A 15,777-nucleotide genomic window follows, 5' to 3' on the forward strand; every position below is an offset into this window, starting at 1 on the left:
AAATATTAACAAAGCGTAGTCAGGTGACGATAATAATGTTAAATTAGATAAAAATTAAAGTGAATGAATGGAGTTAAATTTACATTATTGGCATATAACGAAATTATAGATATCATCAGGTTTCAGATAACCAAACTAAGCGGGACGAGGTGCATGAGAGATGATCAGACTAGAAACGCAAGACATTCTGAATATTAGCATGAAGCAAATTGCTACTATTTTTAAAATGAAGCCGCTTGAGCTGAGATTTGTCACCGATTTTCAGGGTGAGAAATATCTCTTAACCAATGATAAGTTACACCTCAGCAACCAGCAGTATTGGGCAAAGGTTATGGAATGTGTCTTTGATGATCATGTTAGACCTGTGCTAATGTGTGAAGTGTTATATTTCCTTCGTAACGAATTTCTGGAAAGTGATATTAAGATATGTTTCTCTTATGATTACGCAGAGGATGGGAATGGAGGAGCCACCGCAACGGCTGAAGTATTGTTTAATGATTCAGCTGATTTGCAGCCGAGCGAGATTGCCGAGCTGATCGATTTTGCGTTGACCTTACAGGACAAGCAATGGTTCCATGAACTGACTACTAAATATAAGCAGCTTACAGCATAAGCATCTCTCTAATCCTTAGATCTTATGAACTGACATAGCAAACCGTCTTATCTGCAGCAGAGAATATTTGCGGACAAAACGGTTTTTTTGCGTTACCAGCCCATGGCGTTTCGTTCAACATGCTGAGCCAGAAATTGAAGCCAGTCCTCATGATTATTCAAGCAGGGAATCGCAGTGAAGTCTTCAGCATGTCCTCCTCCAGCCTCGAATTGTTCACACCCTTCTATCGCTAGCTCATGCAGCGTTTCCAGACAATCAGTTACAAGACCCGGTGAGAAAATCAAAGGTCTATGAATTCCGCGTTCCGCTAGCTTTCCCAAAACATCTGCTGTAGAGGGACCTACCCACTCTTCGCGTCCGAAGCGTGATTGAAAAGTAACTTGCCAGCATCCGGTCTCCCAATTCATAGCTGATGCGAGAAGACGCGCGGTTTCCATACATTGCTCTGGATAGGGATCGCCTGTATCTGCATAACGTTTGGGTATCCCGTGGAAGGTCAGTACGAAATAATCAGGATCAGAGCTCAGGAGTTCCATTTGCTGCAGTAAATGCGACTTCATGGCTGAAATATAACCGGGTTCATTATAGTAAGTATCCATAAATCTGAGAGCTGGAATAAGGCGCTTCGTTACCGGTCCAGTGGAGCTTTGGCGTCCTAGTGCAGCAAAGCTCGCCTGATCGAATACGGATGCCGTCGTAGTGGACGAATATTGCGGGAATAGCGGTACAATAATGATGCGTGTGACTCCGGCAGTCTCCAATGTGTTCATCGCTTGTTCCATACTTGGTTCGCTATACGCTAAGCCAAGCTCTACTTGATACCGTGGGCCTAGAAGCGCTTGTAAACCAGATTGCTGAGCTAATGAGTGGAAGAGTAGAGGTGATCCTTCTGTAGTCCATATTTGTCTGTACAGCTCAGCCGACCGGCGTGGACGTGTGCGCAGAATAATGACGCGCAGCAAAGGTTGCCAGAGCAGAGGGGAAAAATCTATGATCCGGCGGTCGGATAAAAAACGTTTCAAATAAGGACGCACAGCTTTAGCAGTAGGTGCAGTAGGTGTGCCAATTTGGGCGAGTATAACTCCAATAGGTGGCTGTTTGTTCAAAGCATTGAACTCCTTTCCCATGTTAGAGATCGTTCTAAAATAGCATATCTATTCTTGGATGCACAATAATTGAGATCACGTTATCTCCCTTGGGAAGAGGAAATGGGTGTATTTGTTTGGGATAAATAATGAAAAATCACGTTTATGAGCAAATAGTGATGTTTCTTATAGGGTATGTGATTTTAGATACAGAGGAATTGCGGAAAAGTTTGGTAGTATCAAACCAGAAATTGATTGATAAAGCGCCTTCATTCTTTTTCTAATATCATATGTGAATTATTTCACCTTTTATTCGGTTTATTGTTAAAAGGAAGGAATGAATAGATTTAAGGCATTCTTTTTTTGGAAAGTGATGGGTCGCGCATAAGCATGAGAGGGGGGATGAGTTCTTATGAAGAGAGAAGTAATGCTTCATAAGAAGAGAAGGGGCGCCGTGAAAGGTAAGTTCGGTTAAGAAAAGCTTTATATCACTGGGGATTTGGTAAAGGAGAATTTTATTGAAAAAACTAATTTCTTTAACGGTTAGCGCGGCAATATTGTTAGCACCATTTGCTTACACACTTAATGTGCCTGCATTGAACTTGAAGGTGGATGCAGTATCCGCAGCTTCTGAAGAAGCGGATGCACCAGCAGCCAAACCAACAGCAAAACCAGCAGCAACAGCAAAACCAGTAGCAACACCAAAAGCAACAGCAAAACCAGTAGCAACACCAAAGCCAACAGCAAAACCAGTAGTAACACCGAAAGCAACGGTAAAACCAGTAGCAACACCAAAGGCAACCGCAGCTCCAGCAGCAACGACAAAACCAGTTACAACGCCAAAAGCGACCGCTGCTCCAGCGGCTACAGTAGTTCCAGCTGCGACTGTTAAGCCTGTGCCTACAACATTGCCGGTTACAGTTAAGGAAAATGTATATCAAGATGGGGTTTACGTAGCTTATGGCGATGCATACTCCAAAGGTACTGAAGGCGCTAAGATCGAAATTAAAGATGGAAAAATTACTAGCATTGATCTCCTGAGAACCAGCCCTAAGCTGATCGATAGAGATGCTCGCAACAATTATAGCGCTTTATGGCAAGCTTATGGATTGATGAAGAATAAATTGATTGGCAAAACAAGAGATGGAGCAGCAGCAGTAGATGCTGTTTCGGGAGCTACCCGCTCTAGTAATGGCTGGAAATTGTCTGTTGATAGAGCGTTTGAAAGAGCTCTAACAGTGAAAGATACAGATGCAATTTACTTTGATGGTGTTCATATGGGCATAGATCCTACAGGTAAATATGCAGTATTTGCAACCTACGAATCCAATAAGCTCATAGCTGTTAAAGTGTACCCGCTGAACAGTGCTGGTGATTTCGTGGATGAGAAGGCTTACACGGCTGAGCAATCAGCAGCAGTTGCAGCTATAACTCCAGCATTGCTGGCTAAAGGAACAGCTGCACAACCTGTCGCAGGACTCGAAGCCGACTTTAAGGCTGCGATTAATGCTTTCTGGGATGCTGAGCAGAATGCAAAGATTAACAATACTTCTGCTTATGTAGACGGTTTCTATTCCTCTTACGGAACTGCAAGAAGTGTTGGCGTTGAAAGAGCTGACATCGTGATCCGCAACGGCAAGTTAGTGGATGTGAAACTGTTCAGACTTGGAAACAACCTAATTGACAGAGGTGCAACTGCTTATGCAGAAGTTGTAAAAGCTAATGCTCCGATGACAGCTAAGTTGCTCGCCAATGGATCTTACTTCGCTAAGTATGATGAGAAGGTTGATGGAATTTCAGGAGCTACAGAAAGCAGTCACGGTTGGAATCAGGCCGTAGAAAGAGCTTTCGAAAAAGCACTGAAAGTTCCTGGAGAAAGTAAATATTTTGATGGCAAATTCGCAGGTGTAGATAACCAATCTAAAGTGTTACTGCTTGTTGATGTTGCATCAGATGCAGTTACCAACATTAAAGTAAGCTTGTTTGGAACTGACGGCAAGCTAATTGCTGACGATAAACTGAGTGCAGAACAAAAATCGCTAGTGGGTACACTTACTTCAGGATTACTTGAAAAAGGTGTGAAAATGTCTGATATTACAGGTCAAGAAGCGTTATCCGCAGCTGCCAAAGCTGCACTGACTGATGCTTTGACTAACGCATCCAAAGTTCAAGGAACCTATAAAGACGGAACCTTTACTGCATTTGGTGATGCCTATGATAAAGGAACAAACAGAGCAGATGTGACTCTACGTAATGGTAAGATCGTAAATGTTGCATTGTATCGTGTAGGAATGAACCTTGTTGACAGAGGCGAAGCTGCTTACCCTGAGGTGGTAAAAGCGATTCCTCAATTGAAAGCTAGCTTCCTGGCAGCAGGTACTAGAGAAGCAGTGCAAGATGTAGACGCCGTTTCCGGCGCAACTAGCAGTAGTGTTGCACTTAAGACTGCGGTGGATAGAGCATACGGAAAAGCTGAGATTGTTGAAACTAACAAAGCTGCTTACTTCGATGGAATCTTCATTGGTGTAAGTGCTGATAAGCTTGTAAATATTATGGCTTATGTAGAACATGGCGTTCCTGTTAAAATGCTTGTCTACTATCTAGACAAAGATGGAAAGACAAGAACAATTAATCAACTGACGGATGCTGAGTTGGCCGTGAAGAGCGAGATTGAGTCGACTTCAACTGGCAATAGCCTGCACAAGTATGGATACCGCGCAGCAGCCTTCGGAAATAATGATGCAGAGAAAGAAGTATCTGCTAAAGTGGTTGAAGCCATTAAATCAGCGCTTGAAACAGCTGGTAAATAAGCATTTTTTAATCAATCAAGGAGGTTATTCCAGAGCCATATTATGGCCCATGGAGTAATCTCCTTTTTCTGAATATAAGAACGTATAAGTTTCACATTATACGTCATACTAATATTTTTACGAGAAACGACCGTCATCAATAATGGACGATAACGTCGTTTCTTCTTAACCTGTACATAAATATGAAAATAGATCGTATAGTGATTTAAAGGGATTTTGGACGTGAGTGTCTAAAGTTTAATATAGAGAGCAGGTTCAAAGCCTGTTATTAATAGGAGGCTCCTACATGACACAAATTAAACAGCTCGCTCCACAAGATGAATTTGTTGGCTTTTATCTCTTAAGAGAGCTAGCGATCAAACAAACTAATGGTACCCCTCCAAAGGATTATTTTGACCTAGTTTTGGGGGATTCCAGTGGACAATTGTCCGCAAAATATTGGGATGTCAGCACTACCGATAAAGAAACTTTTTTTCCTATGGCATTGGTGAAGGTTCGCGGGATTGCTCACACTTATCGTGAAAAACTGCAAATTAAAGTTACTAAAATCAGATTGGTTAACGATGAGGATGGCGTTGCGCTAACGGATTTTATTCGTTCCGCTCCTATTCGTCCGGTAGACCTCATTCATACGATTAAAGGGGTTATGGCAAGCATCACAGATCCGGAGATTGCTTCGATCGTCTCTTTTTGTGTGAGTAAAGTGGAAGAGAAATTGATGCATTATCCGGCAGCCAAAACGCATCATCATGCTTATTTTGCTGGACTTGCTTACCATATGGTTCGTATGCTGGAGATCGGGGATTTTCTGTGCAAGCAGCGTCCCTTCTTGAATCCGGATTTGATGAAGGCGGGAATTATTCTTCATGATATCGCGAAGCCGGAGGAGATGATCTCTCAGCTCGGAATTGTCTCGGAATATAGCGTTCAGGGTAAATTGATTGGTCATATCTCGATGGCATCTAACTGGATTACGGAAGCCGCCATCCGCTTAGACATTGATTTGAATTCGGAGAAAGTTCTGGCGTTACAGCATCTCGTGTTGTCCCACCATAATCTGGGCGAATGGGGCAGTCCTGTTCAGCCGCAGACGGCTGAGGCTGTAGCTCTGCATCACATTGATGCTATGGATGCGAAGCTGCAAATGGTGGAGGATGCTCTGGATACCACACCAGAAACCGAAGAATGGACGCCATTCATCAGAGGTCTGGAGAATAAAGCAGTTTATCGGATGAAGATATAGCGGTACTATGTACAGCTGGGCGATCTATAGATGTGCCGATGATATGTTGCGCTGATAGAGTAGTCTTGGGTGGTAGAAAAGATATTATACGGAATTCTTCCCTATAATTAACCAGTAAAGGGTGTATTTGTTGGGATTATACGGAATTCCTCCCTATAATTCCTAATAAATGCGTCAATTACACCTAAACCTTATGAAATATAGGGATAAATTCCCTATAACTCCGTCAAATTGCGCTTAAGCAGAGAACTATAGGGAGGAAATCCCTATAATTCATCCGCGAGGTTAGCGATCTTTGCAGTTATTCAATTGCCTGTCAAGTATTTCGATACGAAGATGGCATTGATCAAATTGAACTATACAGAAGAGAGGATATATTCCTCTATCGAGTATATCCTTTATCTATCACAAACACCCAACCAGCAGGATCTGGTTGGGTGTTTGTGATGATACAACATAAAATGATTATGTCGATAAATTGCAGCGGCTGCTATAAATAGAAGTTTTCGTTCTTTGTTGTTTGTTAACGGGCCTCTTAGCAGGCTTACTCTTACGAGCAGAAAAAGGAGTGTATCCACCAGCAAACATCGTTCCGTTAGTATATCCTTGGCTGCTAGAGAGCAAAAGCGGATCACGGTGTGATTCTCGCTCCATAAGCTTTAATAGAACCGAGGCTGCAGCGCGCGCGTCATCGAGAGCATCATGATGCTTCAACTCAATGCCGAAATGCTGGGAGACTATATTAAGCTTATGAGAGGGTAGATCGGGCAGCATTTTTTTACCTAGTAAATAAGTACATAGGTATTGAAAGCTCGGATAGCTTAAGGACATTCCATCGAGGCAATACCGTAGCACACTCATATCAAAAGAGGCGTTGTGTGCCACAACGATTTGCCCGTGCAGCAAAGGTTCAACGGTGGGCCACAGTTCATGGAAAGTAGGCTGACCGATTACCATGGAGGGGGTGATGCCATGTATCGAAATGTTCATGCCGTCAAACCGCTGTTTCGGATCGATCAGCCAAGAATGTTCGGTCGTTATTCGTCCATCTTTTACTTCTACAAGCCCCAAGGCACAGGCGCTGGAGCGACTGGAGTTCGCCGTTTCAAAGTCAATTGCTATAAAGTCCATTCGTAAAGCTCCTCATCTATCATATATACATTCATATTAAAGTAGTAAAATGATAAATACAATCTAGTGAATTTACAAAAGAAAAGCCATGACATTCTACATTGTAGAATTGTCATGGCTTTTAGGGCTGTTGTTACTAATTATTGTTGTACAATCTAAACTTCTCCCCCAGCAGCGATGTAAGCATCAAGTACCCGTTTGAGCGCTGCTTTTTGGTTTGCATTGATGGTTCTATCTTCTTTTCGTTGATCTCCTTCAAGGCGCATAATGGTTTTCTCGGATTCGATGATCTGAGTCAACATGTTGATTTGAGATTTGTCGAGTGTCTCGTCATAATATTCCCAAACCCCCGGACTATTAATATCCGTGCTCATATCTCTTTCTGCACCCATAAATCCAGGGTCTATTTCAAATTTTTGACCATCTACATTAAAGACGTAATTCTTAATGAATATCCAGCTATCACCAGTGTATTGTATTTTTAAGCGTAGCCCAGAACTTATTTGTCCATCCTTGATTCCGAAATAGGCGTAGATACCATTTTCATTGATGAACTTTGGCGCTTCTTTGTCTTGATACCATGAAATGCCTTCAACTTCATCTACTGTTTTCACCATTTGTGCAAGAGCCGCATCTTGCTTGGCTTTGATAGCAGCAGCTTCCTTTTCTTTTTTCTCTGCATCCGCTTTAGCATCTGCATCTGCTTTTTTCTTTGCTTCCGCATCTGCAGCAGCCTTTGCCTCGGTGTCAGCCTTTACCTGCTCAGCATCATTTTGGGTTTTAGCACTTACAGTTGTTGAATTATCATTGCTATTTGTCGAAGTTTTGGTAGACGTATCTGCTGTTTGAAGGGTTTTATCTGAGTCGGAGTTTCCTGCTACCACTGTAAATACAATCATTAAAATAAAGGATAGCAGGGATAAGAGAAATTTAATCTTTGCAGGTTTTTTACGTATTGCTGAGACAATCCCTATGATTCCAAATGCAATGAAAGCGAGTAAACAAATAACGACTAAAAATGCCATTTTACAATTTCCCCCTAAGATAAAATAAGTATTTTTGTGTAAAAAATCCACATGTTATGAATATTGGATAACTATTCTACGTATAGTTTAATAGAAAGATGCGGTTTTATCACCATAATTTTCTTTTTTATAACAAAATATTGAACTGACTTGTTTGTTTCGTTATCTTGCTATCTTATTCAAGAATCCTTACACTGCCATATAGGTGTTGTATAGTATGGTTACGCACAATATCCGATACGGGAGGAAAACGCGTTGGGACCTGTAATAACTAAATTTTTTGAATATGGGCAAGACGATATAGATTACCTCGGAAGTGTGGACCCAGTGCTTGGCGCGGCGATGGCGCGGATGGGGAAGGTGGAACGTGTGATTATTCCAGATCTTTTCACTGCGCTTATCTATGCTATAGTAGGTCAGCTAATCTCGGTCAAGGCGGTTCGGACCATTTGGACGAGAATGCAGGATCGATTCGGAGAAATTACTCCGCAGCAGCTAGCCTTACACACGGCGGATGAGATTCAAAGTTGTGGGTTGACGATGAAAAAGGCCGTTTGCATTCATGATATTTCCGATTTGGTTGCTCATGGGGATTTTAAGCTGGAGGAACTACACTTGTTATCAGATAAAGAGGTTATTCAGAGACTAATAAAGTTAAAAGGCATTGGCAAGTGGACAGCAGAAATGATGCTAATCAACTCTATGGAGCGCCCAGATGTAGTTAGTTGGGGAGATATCGCAATCCGTCGTGGCATGATGAAGCTGTATGGGCTTGATACGCTTACCAAAGATCAATTTGAACAATACCGTCTTAAATATTCACCTCTGGGTTCAGTGGCTTCCATATACTTGTGGGAGATTTCATTTCAATAATTAATTAGTAAGGAGCACTATAGTGGACAAAACAATAAAGGAACAGCTATTGGAGTTGGCAGATGCGGATTACCAGAAGTTTTCTGCCGCCCTAATTCCGACGATCCATAATATTATGGGAGTGCGGTTACCTGAACTTCGTAAGCTTGCCAAAAAAATAGCGAAGGGTGATTGGCGAACCTATCTGGCACACGCCGAGTCTGATTATTTTGAAGAAGTGATGCTGCAAGGTATGGTGCTTGGCTATGTGAAGACAGATCTTGAAGAAATTCTGCATTATATTGCGAACTTTATTCCCAAAATCGATAACTGGTCTGTATGCGATAGCTTTTGCACAGGCCTGAAGTTTACCTTAAAGAATAAAGAACAGATGTGGGACTTTATAGTGCCGTACCTATCATCTGAAAAAGAATATGAGATTCGATTTGCAGTAGTAATGATGCTTAATTTCTTTATCGAAGAGGCGTACATCAACCAGATTCTACAACTTCTCGATAAGGTCAGACATGAAGGGTATTATGTAAAAATGGCAGTTTCTTGGGCGCTTTCGATGTGTTATGTGAAATTGCCTGCGGCTACGATAGGTTATTTGATAGCCAATTGCTTAGATGATTTCACCTATAACAAGGCTTTGCAGAAAATCACTGAGTCTTATCGCGTGGATCCGGAAACCAAAAAAATGATACGTGAGATGAAGAGAAGCGTTAAACGACGGTAGACAAATAGGCCCCTTATTCAGCTTAGTAGCTGAATAAGGGGCTTATTATCCTATTTATTTTTTGTCAGTATTGATTTTCCGGTTGCGGATTCGTTCAATTTCATCGTCAACAGCACTACGGATGTTGGGATCAATCGATGAAGTTACTCCTGAGCCTGAGTTGAATTTATGCTTGGAGTTTTCCGCCAATGCTTCCCACTCAAAAATCTTCTCTTCCATTCGTTCGAAGCCACGTGAAGCAGTACCCACATTCGGTCCTTTTACACTGCTATGACTGCTATGGGGAGCGGAGCTTATTGTTTCTGTGGCTTGCTGAGCACGAGCGATAAGTTCGGTTCTTTTCGCTTTGAGATGTTCACGCTCTTCCTTAGCTCTAGCGATATTGATCTCCAACTCTGCCAGAGATTGCTGAGTTTGTGCCTGGCTATTTATGCACTCTTCCAGCTGTTCCACGTACCGTAACTTCGCCATGAGGGCAAGGCGAGCTCTTTCTTCATTTCCTTGCTCAACCGCTTGAACGGCTTCGGCTTCGCTTTGCTCTACCAACTGGGTATATTCTTGTTTGCGACGTTCCAATACACTCGCTGTAACCTTCAAATCGCGCTCATTACGCTCTGCAGTAGCTATTTCGTTCTCAAGATCGCGTAGATACTGACCAGTCAGTAGCACAGGGTTTTCTAATTTGTTCAGACCTTCGTGTAGGGCAGCTTTGGTTAGGGTGGAAATTCTTTTGAATAAACTCATGTTTTATCTCTCCTTAGTATGTTTGATTGTTGCTGAATGACGACGATCTGTTAGTAGAAATCAGGTCCATCTGAAAAGCTGCTAAAAGGTTCTTTAGGGACGATGACGCTGGCGATGACGTACAAGATAAGTACTGTACCGAAGCTGAAAAATGCTGCTGCAACAGTTATGAGACGTAGGATTGTTGCGTCAATGCCTGTGTACCGAGCTAGACCTCCGCACAAACCGCTTATCTTCTTGTCACTTAGGGAACGATATAATTTTTTCATTTATTATTTTCATCCTCTCTTATGGGGGTGATTGTGATTTAATCTTGCAACCCGCTTGCTTATGTACTCATTGTAAAGCCTTTTTGAATGTGGCAAAACGGCCTGAAGACGGTTCTTGTTACCAGACCTGAGTCGAGGTTCGTTCCCGCAGGAAGGCGGGGGAAATAAATTCGTGATTATGGATGAACTACAAATCGCTGTTGAAGTTAGGTACAATAAAGAAAGGAATACTTGTGGGAGTGTCGAAATATGCTTATATATGACTACTACGGAATTGGGGGCTGAACATGAGCTTTTTTAACAAGGTAAAGGCAGGCGTAAGCGAGGCTGGGAATAAAGCAAAGACAGTGGTGGAGATCAATCGATTGAAATTACAGAACAACAGCAAGCAGAATGATATTGACCAGCAGTATCAGGTAATGGGTAAACTGTTGTTTGAAGCTGTAACTCAAGGTGCAGGACCACTGCCGAGTGAGCAGATCGAGAAGAATATTTCCCGTATTCTTGAACTGAAATCGGAGATCGACGTCAATCTCGCACAAATCGCTGGGTTGTCCGATGTGAAGCAGTGTAAAGCATGCGGTGGCAATGTGGCAATCGAGGCTCGCTTTTGTTCGAGCTGCGGATCAACTTTTGAAGCGGCCAATGAACCTATTCGTGATGTAACACCATCGTCGATTACATTGGATAAGAAGGAATAGGAGATACAATGTGTTTAATGAGGAGCCGTGTTAGTTACACGGCTCTTTATGTTGTCTAATTCTTATGCAAACATATTGCTGCGGATCACTCTTAAATACTATTTCGAAAAGCGGTCATTTCCGGTACTTTAGGATTGGCCGCTTTTATTTTTCTCTAAATCTCGTAACTGCTTAGATACATCTTATTAGTCACGCAGAGCTGGGCAGGTATGCCTAATACGAATATTCTATGTGCAAAAGTACCTATCAAGATGTCTATGTTCCTAAATATTTCTTTTCAAATATATGGATTCTCATTTATTATATAATAAGCAATTAATGATATATTTTGGAAGGGGAACTGCGGTTAAATGAGAGGGAAAAAAAGATGGATTTATTTATGCGTTATGGCATTATTTGCTTCAATCGTATGGCCGATGGGAGGTATAACCCCAACTGTTTCGGCAGAGAGTGCCGTGGAACAGTCCTTGGATTTAGGTTCGTATATCCGAGATTTAAAGATGGATGAGCAAAGAGGTTATCTTTATGCCACCACCAATAACTCCAATGACCTCTTTGTGATAAGTATGGATTCACTTCAAATTATAAAGAAAATTCCATTAGGCTATAGTCCATTTGGAATGGAAATGACAGAGAGCAAACTATATGTAGCAGTCAGCGGAAGTTATTTCATAAAAGTGATTGATTTGGATTCACAGACTGTTGCAGGTCAGATCTCAACTTCCGAGCACCCTTATCATATTGCGATAAATGAAAGCGTTTTGTATTATTCGGTAGGAGACCAATGGAGTGATATACATAGAAAAGACTTGGCAACAGCAAAAGAAACGTCACTTAATGTCTCCATCCATGCACCTATTCTGAAAATGGACCCAGAGCGGCAGCTTCTTTACGCTGCTCAGAAAGGAACAACTGCTTCAGAATTAACTGTATTCGACGCTACGTATGGCTCTCAGTTATGGAAATGGGGTAGTTTCTATGAGATTTCAGTGGGCAGTAACTTGCTCCTGGATGAGGGTGATCTTTACAGTGGTGGAAGAAGAATAGATCCCGTTAACCGTCGTCTTATCTCAACAACTCCTAGAGGAGCAGTATTAGCAGTTAGAAATGGATTGGTTTTTACTAGTGTAGGAGACGTATATACAAAAGATGAAGGAATCGAAGTATATGACTCAGGGAAGGCACCAGAGAATTATTCCTTTATTTATGTCGATGCAAACAGCAATATGTACAGAAATCCACTCTCTTCGTCTGTTATCAAGAAAATAAAATTCATACCACCAACCGTTGTTCCTGAGCCCCTCAATTATGCTAATGGATATGATCAAATTGAGTTAGACCATCCTATCACCGCATGGGTAGCAGGTAATAATGAACGTTATTTATATGCAATTTCATCTGAAGCCAATAGACTGCTTCAGATTGATACTGAATCATTTGAGATTATCGCAGACCGTTATATAGGATCTAAGCCCCGAGATATTGATATTCGTCAAGGTGTTCTTTATATCTCTTTGGATGGAAGTTCTCATATAGCCAAGGTTGATACGGAAAATGAAACTAACTTTATGGCTCCTATAACAGAGTTCGAGACCGGCAAGATCACAAATAAAGTTGCGGCCGGAGATGGAAAAGTATTTTTTAGTACAACTCAGGGTACTGTGGGTGTATTTGACTCCGTATACTCTTACTTTCCAGGTTATTACGGTTCGGACAATGATCTTCTCTATGACGAATCAGGTTTATTTGTCGGTGATGGAGGCTACTTACGTCAATTGAATCCGACATCAGGCGCAATAGTCCAAAGCTCCATATATATTGAGAACAGCAACGCAAGCAATATTATTAAGGATGCTAATTTCCTTTATTATGGCGGAAAACGTTTGCTGATAAATGATCTGAAAACATCGTTTGGACCTTATAAGGATCCAAATAATTATTTCATGCGGATTTTGTCTGCTCGTGATGGACTGGTGCTTTACTCTACTTCTTTCTTTGATCGCGACTCGTTCAGTTCTCTATACCAGCTACCTTTTTACCCTAAAAGTGGATATCAGAAAAAGGATGGATCTATTATATTCAATGCGGGTCCTGTACCTTCAGGCACTTCAGAATATGATCCACCGGTATCATTCAGATTACTGAAATATGGTAGCTTTGAGCAGATGAAGGAACAAGTGAAAGAAGACCTTAGACCTTCTGCTGTATACGCAATTGATAATGATCTTAGTACGGAACGCTTGAAAGGCAGTGTTGTTATCTATCCTGGTAAAGCGGCTATAGGAATTAACAAATATCGGATTCGTTATTATGATGCTAATAATCAAAAGATTAATGAAATATCTGATGATTATGCAACGATGTATGATCGTAAAACCGAGGGTTACTTTTTGCGTTCTTTATATCAGAAAACATCGCCGGCCGTAAGTAAAATCGGTATTGCTCCCGTGCAGCAAACTATCTATGATCAGAATAAAGTGCTCGAAGATTCGGAGCGCATTGTGAGAATCTGGGACGAAGATTCTTATTTTATCGACAATGGCACGCTTTTCGATTCAGATAACTCACCAGATTCCATTGACGGACGAGTGACATTTTCTCCAGCCAAAGCCCAAATGTCAGGAGAGCAATATGCTGTATTTTTCTATGGTGACAACGGGGTAATAGATTCGCCTATTGGGTGGCTTCCATCTGGTCAGGGAACCCTTACCCTCAATATACCTGCAGGTACTACAATTCCCGCCGATGCGTATGCGGTAGCAGTGGTACTCGTAGATCATAATGGAAATGAGGCGCCTGGTTATAGTCTGATTGAGATTCCAGATCGAATGACCCTTGCGCCTTCCTTAGATCAAATTACCGTGATAAACACTGCTAGCAGTGATACAGTTTCAGTGTCAGGCCTCAAACCCGGCGATTTGATGCAGGTCTACTCAAATAGTGGTCTTTTGTATGGTCAGGCATTAGTTCCTGCGGGAAGCTCTTCAGCTGTTCTTAGCCATATAACGTTAGATGAGTCCGTTCCAGTAATTGCTGTTAGCATTACATCACCAGGAAAAAGAGAAAGTTTTCCTGTCTATAAGGAATATACTGAAACTGGATCAATTCCTGGCGGCGGTGGAGGATCATCCGGCGGAGGAACTGGTAGTGGTGGTGGGAGTGGTAGTGGCGGTAGTGGTGGCGGCGGAGGAGCCGGTGCTGGGGGTGGTCTTGTGATATCTCCAGTCATTCAGACTCAGAATAGCGCTAAGATGACTGTAACCGAAATTGTGAAAAATGCAGATGGTACAGTTAAAGCGCAAGTGAAAGTCAGCGATAATGCCCTCGATGTGGATCTGTCAAAATGGACTGGTAGTGCTAGTAGATTGCTACTCCAGATTCCTGATACGGCAGATGAAATTGAATTATCAATAACAGGCGGACAACTGAACAAGATCACTGCAAAGGATGCGACCGCAGTGATTGAAGTTCAGGGTATCGATAAAGGATTTTTAATTCCGGTTAGTGTTCTGAAATCGGCAGTTGGCAGCGAAGAACAATCAATAGTGGTTCTCAAAGTCGCGCCAGCAAATAACTCTTCTGTGGAGTCTGCTAATAAACTACTTGGCGAGAAAGCCTTGAATGCAATCGGACATTTTTATGAATTCTCGATTACCGTAAAATCAAGCAATGGCACTACTAAGGAGATTAAGAATACTGATCAATATATTGGTCATATCTTCTATATTCCGCTACAAACCGGGTTGACCACGGACTCTTTATCTGCATTTATGGTTGACATAAACAGTGGGCAAATCGTTACTGTGCCTGCAACATTTATGCAGGAAGGCGATAAGATCAAAACAACAGCTTACCGAAAAGGAAATTCCATATACGGTGTTGTTGCAGGGCAACCTAATTTCAAAGATGTACCTGAGGCTTACTTTGCCAAAACAGCTATCGGAAAGCTGGGAGCTAGAAAAATTGTCAGTGGTTATACAGACGGCTCCTTTAAACCCGAAGGAATGGTTTCTCGTGCCGAAGCAGCATCCATTCTGGTTAAAGCACTAGGGTTGACTCCATCTTCGCAAACTTTGAACTTTAAGGATATCAAGAGCGATGCATGGTATGCTGGTTCTGTTGGGGTAGCTGTCCAAAGTGGATTGTTCAAGGGATATCCGGACGGGACTTTCCGTCCAGATCAAACGATTACCCAGCAAGAGATGATTAGCATTTTATATCAAGCTCTAACTTACGGTGGATACAAGTCGGTTAGTGAAGGGAGTCTCCTTCAGTTTGATGCTTCTACTGGTTTTAAAACTTGGTCTTCAGAAGCGGTCAACGCCCTGATTCGGGCGAATGTCATTAAGACAGGAGATGTATTTCCTATCCAAGCTAGCAAAAAAACTACTCGCGCTGAAAGTGCCTTACTTATTTACCGTTTGCTAAACGCGCTGAAGATGATCTAATTATAGAATTGATTCCAGTTCAATCAATTCAACCTTAATTGTTTAGTTCAGTAACAGAGCAGTTTGCCAAGGCAACTGCTCTGTTTTTTTGTGCAGGATTCCGCTGCGCTTTTTATC

At 41.9% G+C, this 15,777-nt stretch carries 12 protein-coding genes; 7 read left to right on the forward strand and 5 right to left on the reverse strand.

Going from position 1 to position 15,777, the window contains the following annotated elements; all coding sequences use genetic code 11:
* Positions 1 to 160: 160 nt before the first annotated feature.
* A complete protein-coding gene (locus MHH52_RS06700; RefSeq protein WP_340007459.1) occupies positions 161 to 613 on the forward strand; it encodes an IDEAL domain-containing protein in 453 nt (150 codons plus the stop codon).
* A gap of 92 nt (positions 614 to 705) precedes the next feature.
* Here the strand turns inward: MHH52_RS06700 and hemH are convergent, their stop codons facing one another.
* The gene (gene hemH, locus MHH52_RS06705) at positions 706 to 1,719 is read right to left on the reverse strand and encodes a ferrochelatase (protein WP_340007461.1); all 1,014 of its coding nucleotides are present in this window, start codon (positions 1,717 to 1,719) and stop codon (positions 706 to 708) included.
* A 497-nt stretch (positions 1,720 to 2,216) separates the two neighbouring features.
* Here hemH and MHH52_RS06710 point away from each other — a divergent pair, with 497 nt between their 5' ends.
* Positions 2,217 to 4,508: an FMN-binding protein gene (locus MHH52_RS06710; protein WP_340007463.1), complete on the forward strand. Its 2,292-nt coding sequence runs from the start codon at positions 2,217 to 2,219 to the stop codon at positions 4,506 to 4,508.
* Positions 4,509 to 4,794: 286 nt separating this feature from the next.
* Positions 4,795 to 5,751, forward strand: coding sequence for an HD domain-containing protein (locus MHH52_RS06715; protein WP_042125202.1), 957 nt, complete (start codon positions 4,795 to 4,797; stop codon positions 5,749 to 5,751).
* Between the two features lie 465 nt (positions 5,752 to 6,216).
* Here the strand turns inward: MHH52_RS06715 and MHH52_RS06720 are convergent, their stop codons facing one another.
* On the reverse strand, positions 6,217 to 6,882 hold the full coding sequence (locus MHH52_RS06720) for a 3'-5' exonuclease (RefSeq protein WP_340007465.1): 666 nt from the start codon (positions 6,880 to 6,882) through the stop codon (positions 6,217 to 6,219).
* A 155-nt stretch (positions 6,883 to 7,037) separates the two neighbouring features.
* Positions 7,038 to 7,907, reverse strand: coding sequence for a hypothetical protein (locus MHH52_RS06725; protein ID WP_340007466.1), 870 nt, complete (start codon positions 7,905 to 7,907; stop codon positions 7,038 to 7,040).
* A 255-nt stretch (positions 7,908 to 8,162) separates the two neighbouring features.
* Between MHH52_RS06725 and MHH52_RS06730 the strand changes: the two genes are divergently transcribed.
* Both MHH52_RS06730 and MHH52_RS06735 read left to right on the forward strand, forming a co-directional pair.
* Complete coding sequence (locus MHH52_RS06730) at positions 8,163 to 8,780, forward strand: DNA-3-methyladenine glycosylase 2 family protein (protein ID WP_340007467.1); 618 nt, start codon at positions 8,163 to 8,165, stop codon at positions 8,778 to 8,780.
* Positions 8,781 to 8,802: 22 nt separating this feature from the next.
* Positions 8,803 to 9,498: a DNA alkylation repair protein gene (locus MHH52_RS06735; RefSeq protein WP_340007469.1), complete on the forward strand. Its 696-nt coding sequence runs from the start codon at positions 8,803 to 8,805 to the stop codon at positions 9,496 to 9,498.
* Positions 9,499 to 9,552: 54 nt separating this feature from the next.
* On the opposite strand, the gene MHH52_RS06740 is transcribed toward MHH52_RS06735, so the two are convergent.
* Together MHH52_RS06740 and MHH52_RS06745 are read right to left on the reverse strand one after the other, a co-directional pair.
* Entirely contained in the window at positions 9,553 to 10,242 is a 690-nt protein-coding gene (locus tag MHH52_RS06740) for a PspA/IM30 family protein (RefSeq protein WP_340007471.1), read from the reverse strand.
* 50 nt (positions 10,243 to 10,292) lie between these two features.
* Positions 10,293 to 10,511, reverse strand: a complete 219-nt coding sequence (locus MHH52_RS06745) for a PspC domain-containing protein (protein ID WP_313638100.1) — start codon at positions 10,509 to 10,511, stop codon at positions 10,293 to 10,295.
* 287 nt (positions 10,512 to 10,798) lie between these two features.
* Here MHH52_RS06745 and MHH52_RS06750 point away from each other — a divergent pair, with 287 nt between their 5' ends.
* Together MHH52_RS06750 and MHH52_RS06755 are read left to right on the forward strand one after the other, a co-directional pair.
* Complete coding sequence (locus MHH52_RS06750; protein WP_340007472.1) at positions 10,799 to 11,212, forward strand: zinc ribbon domain-containing protein; 414 nt, start codon at positions 10,799 to 10,801, stop codon at positions 11,210 to 11,212.
* A 350-nt stretch (positions 11,213 to 11,562) separates the two neighbouring features.
* Positions 11,563 to 15,660: an S-layer homology domain-containing protein gene (locus tag MHH52_RS06755; RefSeq protein WP_340007473.1), complete on the forward strand. Its 4,098-nt coding sequence runs from the start codon at positions 11,563 to 11,565 to the stop codon at positions 15,658 to 15,660.
* Positions 15,661 to 15,777 lie beyond the last annotated feature (117 nt).

Origin of the sequence: Paenibacillus sp. FSL K6-0276, from assembly GCF_037977235.1 — a bacterium.
GTDB lineage: Bacteria > Bacillota > Bacilli > Paenibacillales > Paenibacillaceae > Paenibacillus_AQ.

Bases quoted from the DNA above. Each gene is read 5' to 3' on its own strand.
- MHH52_RS06755 (WP_340007473.1), top strand. From the start codon at position 11,563: ATGAGAGGGAAAAAAAGATGGATTTATTTATGCGTTATGGCATTATTT.
- MHH52_RS06720 (WP_340007465.1), bottom strand. From the start codon at position 6,882: ATGGACTTTATAGCAATTGACTTTGAAACGGCGAACTCCAGTCGCTCC.
- MHH52_RS06745 (WP_313638100.1), bottom strand. From the start codon at position 10,511: ATGAAAAAATTATATCGTTCCCTAAGTGACAAGAAGATAAGCGGTTTG.
- MHH52_RS06700 (WP_340007459.1), top strand. From the start codon at position 161: ATGATCAGACTAGAAACGCAAGACATTCTGAATATTAGCATGAAGCAA.
- MHH52_RS06740 (WP_340007471.1), bottom strand. From the start codon at position 10,242: ATGAGTTTATTCAAAAGAATTTCCACCCTAACCAAAGCTGCCCTACAC.
- MHH52_RS06750 (WP_340007472.1), top strand. From the start codon at position 10,799: ATGAGCTTTTTTAACAAGGTAAAGGCAGGCGTAAGCGAGGCTGGGAAT.
- MHH52_RS06725 (WP_340007466.1), bottom strand. From the start codon at position 7,907: ATGGCATTTTTAGTCGTTATTTGTTTACTCGCTTTCATTGCATTTGGA.
- MHH52_RS06715 (WP_042125202.1), top strand. From the start codon at position 4,795: ATGACACAAATTAAACAGCTCGCTCCACAAGATGAATTTGTTGGCTTT.